Origin of the sequence: Paralcaligenes ureilyticus, from assembly GCF_004346225.1 — a bacterium.
GTDB classification, from domain to species: Bacteria; Pseudomonadota; Gammaproteobacteria; order Burkholderiales; family Burkholderiaceae_B; genus Paralcaligenes; species Paralcaligenes ureilyticus.
Genome location: NZ_SMAJ01000005.1, coordinates 82,082 through 98,424, shown reverse-complemented (window position 1 = coordinate 98,424; position 16,343 = coordinate 82,082). Strand labels below are relative to the sequence as shown.

Genomic DNA, 16,343 nt, shown 5'->3' with positions numbered 1-16,343 from the left:
TACAATCGACCATGCAAAACTCACAGGCTTGCAGGGCGAATCGCTTCAAAATACGAAATACCAAAAATCACGGGAGATTTTTATAAATGTCTGAACGCGAATCAATGGAATACGATGTGCTTGTCGTGGGCGGCGGGCCGGCAGGCCTGGCCACGGCCATACGCCTTAAACAGCTGGCCGCCGAGCACCAGCGTGAAGTCAGCGTCTGCATCCTGGAAAAAGGCGCCGAAATCGGCGCTCATATCCTGTCCGGGGCGGTCATGGATCCGCGGGCACTCACCGAGCTCATCCCCGACTGGAAAGAAAAAGGTGCACCGCTCGACACGGCAGTGACGGCCGACAAGTTTCTTTTCCTGACCCAGAAAAAAGCCCGTTCCACACCGGGCTGGCTGCTGCCCCAGTGCTTTCAAAACCACGGCAACTACATCGTGCGATTGGGCGATCTGACGCGCTGGATGGGCACGCAGGCTGAAGAACTGGGCGTAGATATCTTCCCCGGCTTTGCGGCCAGTGAAATTCTCTACACCGAGTCGGGCGCGGTAAAAGGCGTGGCCACCGGAGACATGGGTGTCGCCCGCGATGGCTCCCACACCGATCATTATCAACCGGGCATGGAGCTGCTTGCGCGCTATACGATTTTCGCCGAAGGCTCGCGCGGGCAATTGGGCCGTCAGCTCATTGAACGCTACAAACTGGATGCCGGCCGCGACCCCCAAAGCTATGCCATCGGCATCAAGGAGCTGTGGGAGGTCGACCCCTCCCAGTCCCAGCCCGGGCTGGTGATGCACACCGCAGGCTGGCCGCTCGACACCGACACGTACGGCGGGTCGTTCCTGTATCACTTGTCGAACAATCTGGTGGCCGTGGGTCTAGTCGTGGGCCTGGACTACGCCAATCCGTGGCTGTCGCCCTTCGAAGAATTCCAACGCTACAAAACTCATCCTGCCATACGACCCACTTTTGAAGGCGGCAAGCGTATCGCTTACGGAGCCCGGTCGCTTACAGCCGGCGGCCTGCTCTCTTTGCCCAAGCTCTGTTTCCCGGGCGGAGTCATGGTCGGTTGCGAGGCCGGCGTACTGAACGCCTCGCGCATCAAAGGCAGCCATTCCGCCATTAAAACCGGCGCTCTGGCCGCTGAAGCGGCTTTTGAAGCCCTGCAGGCCGACCGGCGCCACGATGAATTGCTTGGCTATCCGGCTGCCTTCGAAAAATCCTGGCTATATGCCGAACTGAACAAATCGCGCAACTTTAAACAATGGTTCAAGAAAGGCCGCACCATCGCCACGGTCATGACCGGCGTCGAACAATGGTTGCTTAAAGGCAAAATGCCCTGGACGCTGCACCACAGCAAGCCCGATTACGCCAACCTGCAGCCGGCCGCCGAATGCGCCCGCATCGATTACCCCAAGCCCGACGGCAAACTGACCTTCGATCGTCTCAGTTCAGTCTTTATTTCCAATACCAACCACGACGAGAACGAACCCATACACCTCACCCTGAAAGACGCCTCGATTCCGGTTTCCGTCAATCTGGCCAAATACGGCGGCCCCGAAACGCGCTATTGCCCCGCCGGAGTATACGAATTCGTGAAAACCGAGACGGGCGAAGACCGCCTGCAAATCAATGCGCAAAACTGCGTGCACTGTAAAACCTGCGACATCAAAGACCCCACGCAAAACATCGTGTGGGTGGCGCCGCAAGGCGGCGAAGGGCCGGTGTATAGCGGCATGTAGCGGCACCCCTTGTGGGTGCCATCTGCGCCATAACCCGTAGCCCGTTTAGCAAAAATGGCAGCCACAAGGGCTGCCGCTACATGAACAACGATCAAATTTGTTCAACACCGACGGATCGAAATGAGCCCGTCCGCACGCAAATAGAGAATGTGAATGAAATGTACATTGGTAGGATCACGATACTTCGGCGCCTCGGTGCTCGAGGCATTCCTCGCTGACGGGATAGAAATCGCCGGCGTAGTGACGCCAACGGAGGACGATAGGCTGGCACTGGCCGCCCGAGCGGCCAAAATACCGACCATGGTCCACGGCAACCCCAAACTCGTGGGGCCCGAGGTGATTCCCGAAGGTACCGACCTGATCGTCGCGGCGCATACACACGCTCGCGTCACGGACGAGGCGCTGGCGCGCTCGCGCCTGGGCGGCGTGGGGTATCACCCTTCCCTGCTGCCACGCCATCGCGGCATTGCCGCAGTCGAGTGGACCATCCTGGAAGGCGACCCGATCGCCGGCGGATCCGTCTACCATCTTGCGCAAGGATGGGACGCTGGCGCCATCGCGGCGCAGGACTGGTGCTTCGTGCGCCAGGGAGAAACAGCGCGCGAATTATGGGAAAGAGCGCTTGCTCCCATGGGCGTAACGCTGTTGATCGGCGTCGCGCACTATGCGCGCGAACACGACGCGCTGCCCGCCCGGGAGCAGGATCAGCGCTTCGCAACGCGCGCGCCCATGATCCGCCGCCACATCGAGCTGACCGAGGCACCCGACGAGCCGCGCGCGTCCATCGTGGTTACCGCCATCGGCGCCGACCGGCCGGGCATCGTCAGCCTGATCTCGGAACGAGCGCGCAGCTTCGGAGCCAACTGGGCAGGCAGCCGCATGGCAAGCCTGGGGAACCAATTCGCCGGCATGGTGCATTTCGAAGTCGCTCAGCGCAATGCGGATAGCTTCGCGGCGGCATTGCGCGGCCTGGAGGCTTCCGGCTTGCATATTGTGATGGCGCGCAGCGATGCCGCGCCTGCGGCGCCGGGTCAGCGACGCGTCTCGCTCGGGCTGAGCGGCCTCGACCGTCCGGGCATTGTGCAGGATCTGTCGGCCAGCCTGTCCGCGCACGGCATCAGCATTGAAGAGCTGATCACCCACGTCGATCATGCGGACGCGCCAGCCGCCAGCCACCTGTTCAGGGTAAAGGCCATTCTTGCCGTGCCGACGGCATTGCTGATGGATAGTCTGCACGCCCTGCTGGAATCATTGGCCGCCAGCATGGTAGTGGATATCTCGCTGGATCCGAATGACGTGAAGGCCGCGGCCTATCAGCATTGACTGCTCAACTCAACTTCTTTCTGGTCACAGGCGCCAATGTCACCACCACCAGGCCGGCCAGCATAAAGGCGACACCGGCAAGCTCCACCGCCGTCGGACGCTCGTTCAATAGCCACCAGGCAAAAATGATCGCCAGCACCGGGACGCCCAGACTCGACATGCCGGCTACCGTGGCGCTGACCCGTTGCACCACCATCATCCACATCACCCAGCCTACCGCCGAGGCCATCACGCCCATATACAGCAACCCCACCACCGTCTGCGATCCCCAATGAATCGCCATCTGCGGCACGCCCAAAGAGAGCGGCAGGGTAAACAACGTGCCCAGGAGCATCTGCCAGGCGGTTAAATTCAGGACATTGACATTGGGATGGCGCTGGAACAGCATCTTCGCCAGCACCACACCCAGGCCCCAACTGGCGCCCCCCAACAAAGCAAGCAAAGAACTGAGGACGCCGCCGCTCATCCCTTCCCACGGAGCGATCACGGCCACCAAACCCACCGCGGCCAGCACAAAACCCAGCACATGGCGGCGCGTGGGCTTGTCGCCCAATAAAATCCAGGCAAACAGCAGCACCCAGAACGCCATGGTGTATGACAGCATCACCACTTGCCCCGTGCCCCCCGCGATCAGCGCAAACTGCGCCAAACACTGGAAAGCAGTGGTTTGAAACAAGGCAATGCCCAAGGTCAGCCAAAAGGGTGGGAAACGCAACGACTGCCGCGACGCCAGCAAAATGACAAACAAAACCAGGAATCCGATGGCATAGCGCAAAGCCACCAGGTCAAACGGGCCTATCAGGTGGGACAGATGTTTCATGACGATCCAGCTGAACCCCCAAAGCAGCACAGTGAAAGCCATCAGGAAAAAAGCTGCGTGGTCCGGCCGGTCTTTATTCAAAAAAGCTCCACAAGAAAAATGGCACCCACAAGGGGTGCCGCTACATTTCGGCATGGCGGCCACAAGGGCTGCCGCTACAAGCGCCGCCGCAACGTATTTGTAGCGGCACCCCTTGTGGGTGCCGCCATACGGCGGGCGCCGTCACACCCGCTACACCGATTGCGACAACTGATCGAGAATCTGCGGGTTTTCAAGCGTCGACACGTCTTGCGTCACCTTCTCGCCCTTGGCGACCACGCGCAGCAAGCGGCGCATGATTTTACCGGAACGGGTTTTGGGCAGATTCTCGCCAAAACGGATATCTTTCGGCTTGGCAATGGGCCCGATTTCTTTGGACACCCAATCGCGCAACTGTTTTGCAATGGCCTTTGCTTCGGCGCCTTCGGGCAAAGAACGTTTGAGCACCACAAAGGCAACAATCGCTTCACCTGTCGTAGCGTCGGGGCGCCCAACTACTGCGGCCTCGGCCACGAGTTCATGCGACACCAGAGCCGATTCGACCTCCATCGTGCCCAGGCGGTGGCCCGATACGTTCAAGACGTCGTCGATACGGCCCATGATCCAGAAATAACCGTCGGTGTCGCGCTGAGCCCCGTCGCCCGCCAGATAATAGCCTTTGAGCTCCGGCGGAAAATAGCTCTTCTTGAACCGTTCCGGATCACCCCAAATGGTACGCACCATGGCGGGCCAAGGGCGTTTCATGACGAGGAACCCGCCCGTGCCACGCTCGACATCATCGCCGGCCTCATCCACCACCGCCGCAGCGATACCCGGCAACGGCAAGGTGCACGAGCCCGGCTTGAGCGGCGTGACACCCGGCAAGGGCGAAATCATATGGGCGCCCGTCTCGGTTTGCCACCAGGTATCCAGCACCGGACAATGCTCGCGGCCCACATGGGTGTAGTACCACATCCAGGCTTCTGGATTGATAGGCTCGCCCACCGATCCCAAAATGCGCAGGCTGCTTAAATCGTATTCGCGCGGATGAAATTGCGGCGCCGCTTCGGCCGCCTTGGTCAGCGAACGAATCGCCGTGGGCGCGGTATAGAACACCGACACTTTGTGGCGTTCGATCATGTCCCAGAAACGCCCCACATCGGGATAGGTCGGCGTGCCTTCAAACACGACCTGCGTCACCCCCGCCGCCAGCGGTCCGTACGCGACATAGGTGTGCCCTGTCACCCAGCCCACATCGGCGGTACACCAGTACACATCGCTGTCCTTGGCGTCGAACGTCCATTTCATGGTCAACAGCGACCACAACAAAAAGCCCGCCGTGGCATGCTGTACACCCTTGGGCTTGCCGGTAGAGCCTGAGGTGTACAAGATAAACAGAGGATGCTCGCCGCTGAGCGAAACCGGAGCACATGTACTGGGTTGCTTGGCCGTCACGTCATGCATCCACAAATCGCGGCCTTCCTGCCATGCCACCTTGCCACCCGTGCGACGATAGACAATCACATGGCTCACGGCCTCGCACGACCCCATTGTCAGGGCTTCATCTACGGCGGGCTTCAAGGGGATCTTCTTGCCGCCGCGCACTTGCTCGTCGGCTGTGATGACCAGCACCGCACCCACATCGACAATCCGTTCGTGCAGGCTCTTGGACGAAAACCCGCCAAACACCACCGAATGGATAATGCCCAGACGAGCGCAGGCCTGCATGGCCACCACGGCTTCGACCGACATGGGCATGTAAATAACGGCCCGTTGCCCGGCCTTGTAGCCCAACGCCTTGATGCCATTGGCGAACTCGCATACGCGCGCATGCAGCTGCTTATAGCTGACGTGTTCGACCTGGCCATCATCGGCCTCGAAAATAATCGCTGTCTTGTTTGCGGTAGGAGTATTCAAGTGCCGATCGAGACAGTTGGCCGATACATTCATTTCGCCATCGGCAAACCATTTGTAAAACGGCGCCTGCGATTCGTCGAGCACGGTGGCAAAGGGCTTGTCCCAAACCAGATTTTCGCGCGCCAATCTCCCCCAGAATTCCAGCGGCGAACGCTCCGCCTCATCACATAGCGCCCGGTACCCCTCCATACCGGAAATATTGGCATCTTTAACCAGATTGGCGAAAGGCGGGAAGACCCGGTTTTCCACCAAGACTGATTCGATCTCTGTAGTCATGACACTTAGCTCCTATTAGCGAATGAAATAATTTTTTGTAGCGGCACCCCTGTAGCGGCACCCCTTGTGGGTGCCGCCCGCCTCAAACCATAGTATCGCGCTGACGCAGGCCGCGTGCAAAATCGACCCGCGTCAGCACCAGCAGGCCCGCCACGAAAAACAGCCCCGTAAACAGCAGGGCCGCGCGCTGATTGCCGCCGGTGAACCACGTAACCAGGCCATAGCAAAGCGGACCGACCACGGCCGACAGCTGTATGGCGAAGGTCCACAAAGAATAGAATTCGGCCAGACGCTCCTTGGGAGCAAACGCCCCCACCATGGCACGGCCGGCGCTTTGGCTGGTGCCCATGCACAGGCCGGCCAGCGTCGCGGCAATCCAGAATACCCATAGTTGTACAGCGGCGTACGCCACCAGCACCATCACGATCCAGCCGCACAAGGTAAGCGCCAAAGCACGCTTGTGGCCGATACGATCCTGGACATGGCCGAACAAAAAAGCGCCCGCCGCCGCCGCAATATTGACCGTAAAGACCAGGGCCATGGTTTGCGCCATGGTAAAGCCCATGGCCTCGGTGGCATACACCGCGGACAGTGTAATGACCACGGCAATGCCCGCCTGATAGCAAGCACCGCAAAACAGCAATAAGCGAAAATCCTGGAAATGCCGGCTCGTTTCGCGCCAGGCCGTCAGCAGGCGGGCCAACATCCCTTCCGCCGGCCTGTGGCTGGCCTTGGACCGCTCGCGCAAAAACACAAACGAGGGCACCGCCGCCAGGGCGAAAATCAGGCCCGTCAACAGCATGACTCGCGGCACATACAGGCTGGCGGTCTGGCCGTGCGCCGAAGCCCAGGACACGAGCGCCAAGGCCAGTCCCAGGCTCAGCATGCCGCCACAATAACCAAAGCTCCAGCCCCAGCCCGACACTCGGCCCAGAGCGCTGGGTTGGGCTATCTCGGGTAAAAAAGCGGCGACGATCGACTCGCCTACGCAATAACAATAATTCGACAAGGCCAGGACGACCAGGCCCAACGCAATATCCCCGGGGCCGACAAGAGCCAGCAAAAAGGTGCCCGCCACACAGCCCACCGTACTGCTGAACAACAAGCGCCTTTTCGAGGCCCGGGCATCGGCTCGCGCGCCCAGGGCCGGCATGGTCAGCATGACCATCAAATAAGAAAAAGACAGGGCCGCTGTGAACGCCAGTGTGGCCCAAGGCTTCTGGGCAGCCACCACCCCTACGAAATAGGCGCTGAAAACCGTGGTGAGCACCACAGTTGTGTAGCCCGAATTGGCAAAATCGTACATCGCCCAGGCCCACACCTCGCGCCGGGTAACCCCAGGATTGAGCGTACCGTGAAACCCGACCGCGGCCCCCGGCACCCGGCCTGTCATAGTTTCAAGGCGGCAATCCCCGCTCGGGCGATCTCAACATCTTCACTGGACTTGACGCCCGACACACCCACCGCACCCACGACCTGCCCCTGCACCACAACAGGCACGCCGCCTTCGAGCATGCCGTCGAGAAGAGGCACCGACAGAAACGAGAAACGTCCTTGATTGATGGTGTCTTCGTAGCCCTTTGATTCGCGCCGGCCCAGGGCCGCCGTGCGCGCTTTGGCGGGCGAAATATGGGCCGAGATGGGAGCGGCCCCATCCATGCGCGCCAAACCCAGCACGTGCCCGCCGTCATCGACCACCGAAATGGTGACCGCCCATTTATGCTCACCGGCATGCTGCTCGGCCGCGGCCAATATGGTTTTTACATCGGAGGCACTTAATACAGGTTTGGTTTTCATAAAGAATCCTTGATTTGTTCGAGGGCGCTGGGGTCTTCAATCGTGGTCAGGTCGCCCGGATCCCGACCTTCGCATAATGCCACAATCGCACGCCGCAACACCTTGCCGGAGCGGGTTTTGGGCAGGGCTCCCACGAAATGGATACGAGCCGGACGCGCGACGGCGCCAATGCGTTCTTCGATGACGCGCTTAATGTCGTTTTCCAGATCGGCTTGGGCCTGGCCGCCCTCGAAGGCAGCAGGGTCTTTCAGGACCGCGAAGCCCACCGCCACCTGCCCTTTGAGGGCATCGCGCACACCCACTACGGCCGATTCCGCCACGGCGGAATGACTGTTCAGAGACTCTTCGATTTCGCGCGTACCCAAACGGTGCCCCGCCACGTTGATGACGTCGTCCGTGCGCCCCAAAATGAACCAGTAGCCATCGTCGTCGTAAAGCCCCCAATCGAAGGTGGAGTACAAGGTACGATTGGGGATGGCGGAAAAATAGGTGCGTACGAACCGCTCGTCGTCGCCCCATATGGTGGACATGGCGCCGGGCGGCAGAGGCGGAACTATCGCCACGACGCCCTTATCGTTCGGGCCGAGATCTTCACCCGTACTTTCGTCGACCACGCGCACATCGTAGCCAAAAACCGGAAACGAAGGACTACCGAACTTGGTGGGCACGACCTCCACGCCAGGCTGGGCCGACAAAATCGGCCAGCCGGTCTCGGTTTGCCAGTAATTGTCGATAACAGGCTTGCCCAGGCTTTCGGAAATCCAGACAGCCGTGGGCTCGTCCAGCGGTTCGCCCGCCAGGTATAAGGTCTGGAGGCTGGATAAATCATGTTTTTTCAATAGCGCCGGGTCGTGTTTTTTAAGTACCCGGATGGCCGTCGGAGCCGTAAACATGGCATTGGCGCGGTATTTTTCGACCATTTTCCACAATATGGCGCCATCGGGCCGGGTTGGCAGACCCTCGTACATCACCGTAGCCTGGCCATTGAGCAACGGCCCATACACCACATAGGAATGCCCCACCGCCCAGCCGATATCGCTGGTGCACAAATAGGTATCGCCCGGTTTGCCGCCAAATATGTAGCGCATGGACGCCACCATCGCAACGGCGTACCCCCCCGTATCGCGCTGCACCCCCTTGGGGTTTCCCGTGGTGCCCGAGGTGTAAAGAATATAGCTCGGGTCGGACGATTCCAGCCATTCGACCGGCTCTTCCGCCCCATCGTATCTGGCGCGCAGCGTGGCGTAGTCCAGATCGCGGCCGGCAACGGGGTCGAACTTGACCAAACCCCGATTGACGAGCAAAACCGATTTTGGCGGATGCTGCGAGGTTTTCATGGCCTGATCGAGCAAGGGCTTGTAGGGAATAGCCTTGCCCGCGCGGGACCCGGCGTCGGCCGACACGACCACCTTGGGCCGCGCGTCATCGATGCGCTGCGCCAGATTATGCGAGGCGAACCCGCCAAACACAACCGAATGGATGGCTCCGATGCGTGCACACGCCAGCATGATGAACGCCGCCTCGGGAATCATGGGCATGTACACCAGCACGCGATCGCCCTTGCGCACGCCCAGGCCGCGCAATATGGCGGCAGCGGCATTGACCTCGCGCGCCAGGTCGGCGCGAGTGTAAATAACCTCCTGGTCCACCTCGGTAGACACCCAGATCAGGGCCGGTTTATCGGCTTGCGTGGGTAGCCAGCGATCGACAGCGTTATAGCAAAGATTGGTTTTCCCACCGACGAACCACCGCGCAAACGGCGGGTTTGAGTAATCAAGCACCTTGTGAAACGGGGTTTCCCAGTGGATATGCTGCGATTCCCGTCGCCAGAAATTTTCGCGATCCTCTATGGACTGACGATGGAATTCGCGCAATTTCTGCATTGTTGTCTCCAGGTTCGGCGGATCGTTCGAGCGATCCCCATATTAGAAAAATGAGTGAATTAAATTGTATTAGTCTGTGTCAGACAGAATAATTTTAATCCCTGTTCAGGCCCTTTTCATAGTAGAAATGGCCCTTATAGGGTAGTTTCATCCAAGGCCCATGCAAACGCCGGGAGCGCTTTACGTGCCGGACAAGATTAGTTAAACTCGACCCCACTTATTAAAACCAACCGCCAATTTTGCGCTGAATCCAGGGACATTTACATTCCGTTAACACTAACGTTGTAAAAATGCTGGGTAAGGCGCGGCCATACATCGAAGACTATGCCGCCACATCGACTCCTGACCCAGCTATCCTCAACGCTCACTCATCAGAATCTCTGGCGCGCCGGCAAATGCCTGATACTTGCCGCCACAATGGCCCTGGCAGGATGCGCAACCAACGCACAAAACCAACACGCCGACTCCAGTCCCCTCAATCTACGCGACACCTACCTCTCAAGAACCCAGTCCGATCCCCTAGGCGCTTACCTCAAAGTCGAGGACATCAACGCCGACAGCAGCCAGTATCCCGCGGCAAACTCCAAACCTACCAAAGCACTGGCCTCTACCGCCCTGCATTTCCTGGGCATCCGATATCGCTACGGCGGCAGCGCTCCCAATCGGGGCTTCGACTGCAGCGGCCTGGTTGCCTATGCGGCCGAAAAATCCTTGGGCCTCAAATTGCCGCGCCGCGCCGCCGAGATGGCGCATAAAGGCGAATCGATCCAGCCAAAAGACCTGAAAAAGGGCGATCTGGTCTTTTTCAACACCCTGGGGCACCGCTTTTCGCACGTGGGCATCTATTTAGGCGACCATAAATTCGTTCATGCACCTCGCAGAGGCCAAGTCGTACGGGTGGAAAACATGAACGAGGCCTACTGGAAAAAGCGCTACAACGGCGCCCGTCGCCTGGCGGCCAATAGCTCTTCCGAAAAATTGGCCAAAGAAGCCCTCAGCCAGCGCTAGACCGTGAATGGCGTCCAGGCGATGGCGCCGCCAAAATGGCTAGAGCATTTTTGGCCAACCTTGTATACGGCACGGGATGTTTGGGTATTTAGCTGGACGTATTGGTACCTGAAGACGCCGTCTATGGGGGCCGGGGCGGGACCGGCACGGCGTGCTTGATCCGGATCTGCCTCGTCCAGGCGGGCGTCGGGCCAAACTCGCTACGCCGCTGTCGCGGCTGCGCTCAGACATGGCCCGCCGACAGCCCCCGCCTTCCCTTCGTCAGCATCCGGAGCACGCCTTACGCCGGCCCCGCCCCGGCCCCCATAGACGGCTCGCGTCATGGCATGCCAGAAACTCATTGGCCCGCAGCCTGCCTCTGACAGCGCCCGCCGACACCCCCCGCATCCATGACAGGCACAAGGCCTGTCGCTACAACTCCTACATATAGCCGCACTGATCCAGCGCCTGTTTCATGCTGCAAACCGAACGGCGACACGCCAGTACACGTACGCCCGAGCGCTGCGCCGCGGCCCGGAATGTCTTCATGACATTGTGTCCCAGGAAATCGGTCAACAAAATCAGCAACTCCGTCCCTGAAGGCAAGGTAGGCGTTTTCTTTTGATGAGAGGGATCGCGACCGCTGATGTGCTGTCTTATCGCAATATTGCGCCCTTTGAGCAAATCCGGGATATTACCCAGACGATCCGCACCGACCACCACAGCGTTAACCTGTTCAGACATAGCCGCTCCATCCATTGAAATTAACGTAATGATAATCATTCTTATTACTATCGTCAATTACCAAAAATTTTCTGGGGAAAACCCCGATAGAGTTTCTCTCAAAAAATTAAATCAATGTGAATCAACAGCTTATAAAGATTTTCAGACTAACGATGGGACAATTACGCCAATTTTCTGAAAAGAGTAAGGAAATAAAACTGACAAATTGTAAGGAATTCAGTTTGCCGTCAAGCGAAACAGGGAAAATAAAAAACGTTCTTTAACATAGATAGGAGGTGTCCAATCATGCTGTCGAAAACATTCCATACCCTGCCCTTCGCGTTCACCGTGCTCGCGCTGTCGTTAGGGTTGTCCACCGCGCGTGCGGCCGAACCTGAAATCGTTTTGGGAACGTCTGTACAACTCACTGGCGCGAATGCAAATACCGGCCGTTATTATCAGGACGCCTACAAATTTACCATCGACAAAATCAATGCCGCCGGCGGCGTCAAAGTCGACGGAAAGCAGTACAAGCTTGCACTAAAACTTTATGACAACCAGTCCGACGTAAATCTAAGCGTGCGTCAGTACACACAGCTCGTCTCGCAAGACAAGGTCAATTTCCTGTTGGGCGGCTTCGCCAGCAACTTCATGGTCGCAGATTCGGCCGTATCGGAAAAATACCAAATCCCCATGGTTCAAGGCGGTGGAGCATCGGATCAGATCTTTGCGCGCGGTTTCAAATACATTTTTGGAACGCTCCCAGCGGCCAGCGACTATTTTGGCAGCACCATCGCCATGCTGAAAAAAGTAAAGCCTGTTCCCGCCTCGGTCGCCTTGTTATATGCCGATGACTCCTTCGATGTCTCGGTGGCGAAAGGCACACGTCCTTTGCTCAAGAAAGCCGGGTTGAACGTAACCATCGACGAAAAATACAGCGACAACGCAAACGACTTCAACTCTTTGCTCTCGCAAATCAAAGCGAAGAAGGTGGACGCAATCCTGGTCTCCGGCCACGAAACCGGGATCTTGAATTTCGTCCGTCAGGCCAAGAGCCTGAATGTTTCGCCAAAAATGTACTCCTTCACGGTAGGCGTTCCCAGCCAGGATTTTCGCAAAGCGCTGGGTAAAGACGCCGACTACGCATTCGGCATGACCGCCTGGATCCCCGACGCATCGCTGAAGGATAAATGGTTCGGCGACGCCGTCCAGTTCGCGGCCGCCTACAAGACCAAATATGGCTACGAGCCTGACTACCACGCGGCGTCCGGCGCCAGCGACGTTGAAACCATCGTAAACGCCATCGAAAAAGCCAATTCGCTGAATCCTAAAAAAGTACGCGATGCCATCGCCGCCAGCAATTTCGAGAGCCTGTACGGCAAGATCGCATTCAGCCCATCGGGGCAGATCAGCCTCGATCAAACCGTCATTCAGGTGCAAAACGGCGTGCTCAAATCTGTATTCAACGGCACAAACTTCCTCACGCCAGTTCAGTACCCCATGCCCTCGTGGTCCGGCCGTTAAATCTATATGACTAAGAGGAGTTAACGTGGATTTACTTTTGCAAGTCCTCGTCAACGGAATCCTGCAAGGCGGGCTGTACGCCATTATGGCGCTCGGCCTGGCCTTGGTATGGGGCGTGTTGAATATTGTCAATCTCGCCCACGGCGCCTTTATTATGGTGGGCGCCTATATTTCCTGGCATCTGTTTACCTATTTACATCTGGACCCCTTTATAAGCCTGCCGATCACCGCAATCATAATGTTTGGCGTAGGGTACGCCATTCAAAGAGGCATACTGAATTTGATCACGCGCGCGCCGATGTTCAACACGCTGCTGATTACCTTTGGAATTGAAGTCATCCTGACATATGTGGTTCAGCTGGCCTTCTCGGCGGACTTCAAAACGATCAATCCATCTTACGCCGGAAACAGTTTTGCCCTCGGGGCGGTAACCATCCCGCTCGTGCGATTTGCCGCATTTGGGGCGGCGCTGGTATTGACCCTGGCGATGTGGATTTTTCTGCTGCACACCCGATTGGGGCGGGCCATTCGCGCAACGGCGCAAAACCTGGTGGCTGCGCGGCTATACGGCGTGGAGCCACGCCATCTGTATGCGGTGACTTTCGGGCTGGGGCTGGCCCTGGCCGGTGCGGCCGGCGGCTTGTACGGCACCGTATCGCAAATCAACCCATACATTGGTGCGTCACTCACCGTCAAATCATTTGCCATCGCAATCGTCGGCGGCCTGGATTCGCCATTGGGGGCTATCGTTGGCGGCCTGATCATCGGAATCGTGGAAGCCCTGACCGCGTTATACATAGGGCCGACCTACACCGACGTTGCCAGCTTCGGGATTTTGATACTGGTGCTTATCGTTCGACCTAGCGGTTTGCTCGGGAAAACAGCATGAAAAAGCTACCCATTATTCTGATTCCAATTGTCATCATCGCCCTCGGACTACTGCCGTGGTATGGATCGGACGTCATAATCCAGTTCGGCATCAGTACGTTATTACTGGCTGTCCTGGCTCAAGGCTGGAATATTATCGGCGGCTATACCGGTTATGCATCGTTCGGTAATTCCGTCTTTTACGGCCTGGGGGCCTACGGCGTGGGCATTGCCATGGTTCAGTGGCATCTGCCGTTTGCTGTTGGCATGGCCTTCGGGGTGCTGCTTGCCGTTATATTTGCAGTCGTCCTCGGCTTGCCCGTGCTACGTTTGCGAGGCCATTATTTCGCCATTGCCACGTTGGCCCTGGCTCTGGTCATGACCGCCATCGTGTCCAACATTCCGCTGGCCGGAGAAAACATTGGTCTGGTACTGCCTCCGCTGAATAACGACCGGTTTTTCTACGAGCTATCGCTGGGCTTGCTGATCATCACCACACTTACCGTGTACTGGCTGGCGCACAGCCGCTTCGGTTTCGGCCTGATCGCCATTCGTGAAAATGAGGAAGGCGCCGTGGTCATGGGGGTCAATACTACCCGCTACAAGGTCATGGCCTTCGCGCTGGCCGGTATTTTCACTGCACTGGCGGGGGGTATTCAGGCCTACTGGATCACATTCCTGGATCCGGTGAGCGCGTTTGATCTGGGCCTTAACGTAAAAATGATCATCATGGCCGTTTTCGGAGGCCCCGGCACCGTGTTGGGACCCATCATCGGCTCATTCATCCTGTCAGCCATTTCTGAAGTCCTGTCCAGCGAAGTCACCAGCGTTGCAGGCGTATTTTTCGGTGTGGTCATCGTCATTGCCGTCGTTCTCATGCCACGCGGCCTGACCGATGTCATACGGCGCTTTCACCTCTCAGGCTGGCGGTACTTTATCGAAAACATTCGGGCCAACCGCTTATGACAGCCATACTAGAAGCACGTCACCTGACCCGCCGTTTTTCGGGCCTGCTGGCCGTCAACGACGTTAGTTTCACGCTCAATCAGGGTGAAATACTGGGTTTTATTGGCCCCAACGGCGCCGGCAAAACGACATTGATCAGCCTGATAAGCGGCACCCTGGCGCCGACCGAAGGCGAAGTTTTCTTCCTGGGCAAGTCGATCAACTCGGTTCCTGCCTACCAAAGGGCGCGCCTGGGCATAGGCCGTACCTTTCAGATCATGCGGCCCTTTCCAGGCCTGTCGGTACTGGACAACGTGGCGGTCGGCGCTTTGTTCGGGCGCGGCGGCGGCGAAAAGAAATTGCGGGTCGCCCGCGAAAAAGCCCGTGAATGCCTCAATTTCGTGGGCCTGGGCAAACACATCGATCATCGCGCCGAAGAACTGGGCGGCCCGGACCGCAAGCGGCTGGAGCTGGCCAAGGCGCTGGCCATGCAGCCGCAAATCCTGCTGTGCGACGAGGTCATGGCCGGGCTGAACCTGGTCGAGATCGACGAAGTCATCGAGGTGATTCGCAAGGTGCGCAGCCAAGGGATCAGCATCATCGTCATCGAACACGTCATCAAGGCTATCAAGACCCTATCGGACCGAATCATGGTTTTGCACCATGGAGAAAAAATCGCCGATGGCGCCCCCGACGAAGTGCTCGCCAACACCACCGTCGTTGAAGCTTATTTAGGAAAGAAACGCACATGAGCCAAAGCCCTACCCCCTTGCTGCACATGAGCGGCGTGTCGGCAGGCTATGGGGAGATGTCGGTATTGAAGAGTATCGATCTGGACATTTTTCCCTCCGAAATTGTCGCCCTGGTAGGCAGCAACGGCGCCGGCAAGACAACGTTGCTGCGCGTCCTGTCGCGCCTGATCAACTGCAGCGGCGAAATCCACTATAGCGGCACGCCGATCAATCACTACACACCCGATCAGGTCTTTGCGCTGGGCATGGTGCAAGTTCCCGAAGGGCGGCAGTTGTTCGACCGCATGTCGGTGCAGGACAACCTGCTGATGGGTGCCTATCACCGCCGCAACCGCAGCGAAGTGGCACAAGACCTGGAAAGAATTTACACCCTGTTTCCGCGGATGGCCGAACGGCGCAAGCAGATCGCCGGCAGCATGTCGGGCGGGGAACAGCAAATGTGCGCCATGGCGCGCGCCATGATGGCCAAACCCACCCTGCTCATGGTCGATGAAATGAGCCTGGGGCTGGCACCCATCATCGTCGACCAACTGATGGACGTGCTGGTCAGCATCCGGGCGCAAGGGGTTACCGTGCTGCTGGTGGAACAGGATATACATCTGGCGCTGGCCACCGCCGACCGCGGCTACGTGGTCGAGACCGGCAAGATCGTGCGGCAAGGCCCGGCCAAGGAACTGATCGACGACCCGGCGCTGCAGCAGGCCTATCTGGGACTGTAAGGAATGGCACCCACAAGGGGTTCCGCTACAAAACGCACCTGTCGTTAATGTAGCGGCAC

General features: G+C 58.2%; 14 protein-coding genes. 8 read left to right on the top strand and 6 right to left on the bottom strand.

What is annotated here, in order from left to right; genetic code table 11:
- The first annotated feature begins 86 nt into the window (after window positions 1-86).
- Window positions 87-1,733 carry an electron transfer flavoprotein-ubiquinone oxidoreductase gene (locus EDC26_RS08800; RefSeq protein ID WP_165930966.1) on the top strand — a complete coding sequence of 549 codons (1,647 nt, stop codon included), beginning with the start codon at window positions 87-89 and terminating at the stop codon, window positions 1,731-1,733.
- A gap of 153 nt (window positions 1,734-1,886) precedes the next feature.
- On the top strand, window positions 1,887-3,056 hold the full coding sequence (locus tag EDC26_RS08795; RefSeq protein ID WP_132581611.1) for a formyltransferase family protein: 1,170 nt from the start codon (window positions 1,887-1,889) through the stop codon (window positions 3,054-3,056).
- A gap of 4 nt (window positions 3,057-3,060) precedes the next feature.
- On the opposite strand, the gene EDC26_RS08790 is transcribed toward EDC26_RS08795, so the two are convergent.
- The 5 genes from EDC26_RS08790 to EDC26_RS08770 form a co-directional block, all read right to left on the bottom strand.
- Window positions 3,061-3,876 carry a DMT family transporter gene (locus EDC26_RS08790; RefSeq protein ID WP_243700846.1) on the bottom strand — a complete coding sequence of 272 codons (816 nt, stop codon included), beginning with the start codon at window positions 3,874-3,876 and terminating at the stop codon, window positions 3,061-3,063.
- Between the two features lie 231 nt (window positions 3,877-4,107).
- Window positions 4,108-6,087 carry an acetate--CoA ligase gene (acs, locus tag EDC26_RS08785; protein WP_132581609.1) on the bottom strand — a complete coding sequence of 660 codons (1,980 nt, stop codon included), beginning with the start codon at window positions 6,085-6,087 and terminating at the stop codon, window positions 4,108-4,110.
- Between the two features lie 82 nt (window positions 6,088-6,169).
- Entirely contained in the window at window positions 6,170-7,480 is a 1,311-nt protein-coding gene (locus tag EDC26_RS08780; protein WP_132581607.1) for an MFS transporter, read from the bottom strand.
- Window positions 7,477-7,884, bottom strand: a complete 408-nt coding sequence (locus tag EDC26_RS08775; protein WP_132581605.1) for a heme-binding protein — start codon at window positions 7,882-7,884, stop codon at window positions 7,477-7,479. The genes EDC26_RS08780 and EDC26_RS08775 overlap by 4 nt, the downstream gene beginning before the upstream one ends.
- Complete coding sequence (locus EDC26_RS08770) at window positions 7,881-9,767, bottom strand: propionate--CoA ligase (protein ID WP_132581603.1); 1,887 nt, start codon at window positions 9,765-9,767, stop codon at window positions 7,881-7,883. Before EDC26_RS08770 ends, EDC26_RS08775 begins: the two co-directional genes overlap by 4 nt.
- Window positions 9,768-10,091: 324 nt before the next feature.
- Between EDC26_RS08770 and EDC26_RS08765 the strand changes: the two genes are divergently transcribed.
- Window positions 10,092-10,775 carry a C40 family peptidase gene (locus EDC26_RS08765; RefSeq protein ID WP_207915092.1) on the top strand — a complete coding sequence of 228 codons (684 nt, stop codon included), beginning with the start codon at window positions 10,092-10,094 and terminating at the stop codon, window positions 10,773-10,775.
- A gap of 420 nt (window positions 10,776-11,195) precedes the next feature.
- Here the strand turns inward: EDC26_RS08765 and EDC26_RS08760 are convergent, their stop codons facing one another.
- Window positions 11,196-11,498 (bottom strand): DUF2325 domain-containing protein, encoded by a 303-nt coding sequence (locus EDC26_RS08760; RefSeq protein ID WP_132581601.1) that lies wholly within the window; start codon window positions 11,496-11,498, stop codon window positions 11,196-11,198.
- A 285-nt stretch (window positions 11,499-11,783) separates the two neighbouring features.
- On the opposite strand from EDC26_RS08760, the gene EDC26_RS08755 reads away from it, so the two are divergent.
- From EDC26_RS08755 to EDC26_RS08735, 5 genes are read left to right on the top strand one after another with little or no spacing between them, the layout of a single operon-like run.
- Window positions 11,784-13,001, top strand: coding sequence for an amino acid ABC transporter substrate-binding protein (locus EDC26_RS08755; RefSeq protein ID WP_132581599.1), 1,218 nt, complete (start codon window positions 11,784-11,786; stop codon window positions 12,999-13,001).
- Window positions 13,002-13,026: 25 nt separating this feature from the next.
- Window positions 13,027-13,890 carry a branched-chain amino acid ABC transporter permease gene (locus EDC26_RS08750; protein ID WP_132581597.1) on the top strand — a complete coding sequence of 288 codons (864 nt, stop codon included), beginning with the start codon at window positions 13,027-13,029 and terminating at the stop codon, window positions 13,888-13,890.
- Complete coding sequence (locus EDC26_RS08745; protein WP_132581595.1) at window positions 13,887-14,834, top strand: branched-chain amino acid ABC transporter permease; 948 nt, start codon at window positions 13,887-13,889, stop codon at window positions 14,832-14,834. Before EDC26_RS08750 ends, EDC26_RS08745 begins: the two co-directional genes overlap by 4 nt.
- A complete protein-coding gene (locus EDC26_RS08740) occupies window positions 14,831-15,565 on the top strand; it encodes an ABC transporter ATP-binding protein (protein ID WP_132581593.1) in 735 nt (244 codons plus the stop codon). Before EDC26_RS08745 ends, EDC26_RS08740 begins: the two co-directional genes overlap by 4 nt.
- On the top strand, window positions 15,562-16,284 hold the full coding sequence (locus EDC26_RS08735) for an ABC transporter ATP-binding protein (protein ID WP_132581591.1): 723 nt from the start codon (window positions 15,562-15,564) through the stop codon (window positions 16,282-16,284). The genes EDC26_RS08740 and EDC26_RS08735 overlap by 4 nt, the downstream gene beginning before the upstream one ends.
- Window positions 16,285-16,343: the final 59 nt, after the last annotated feature.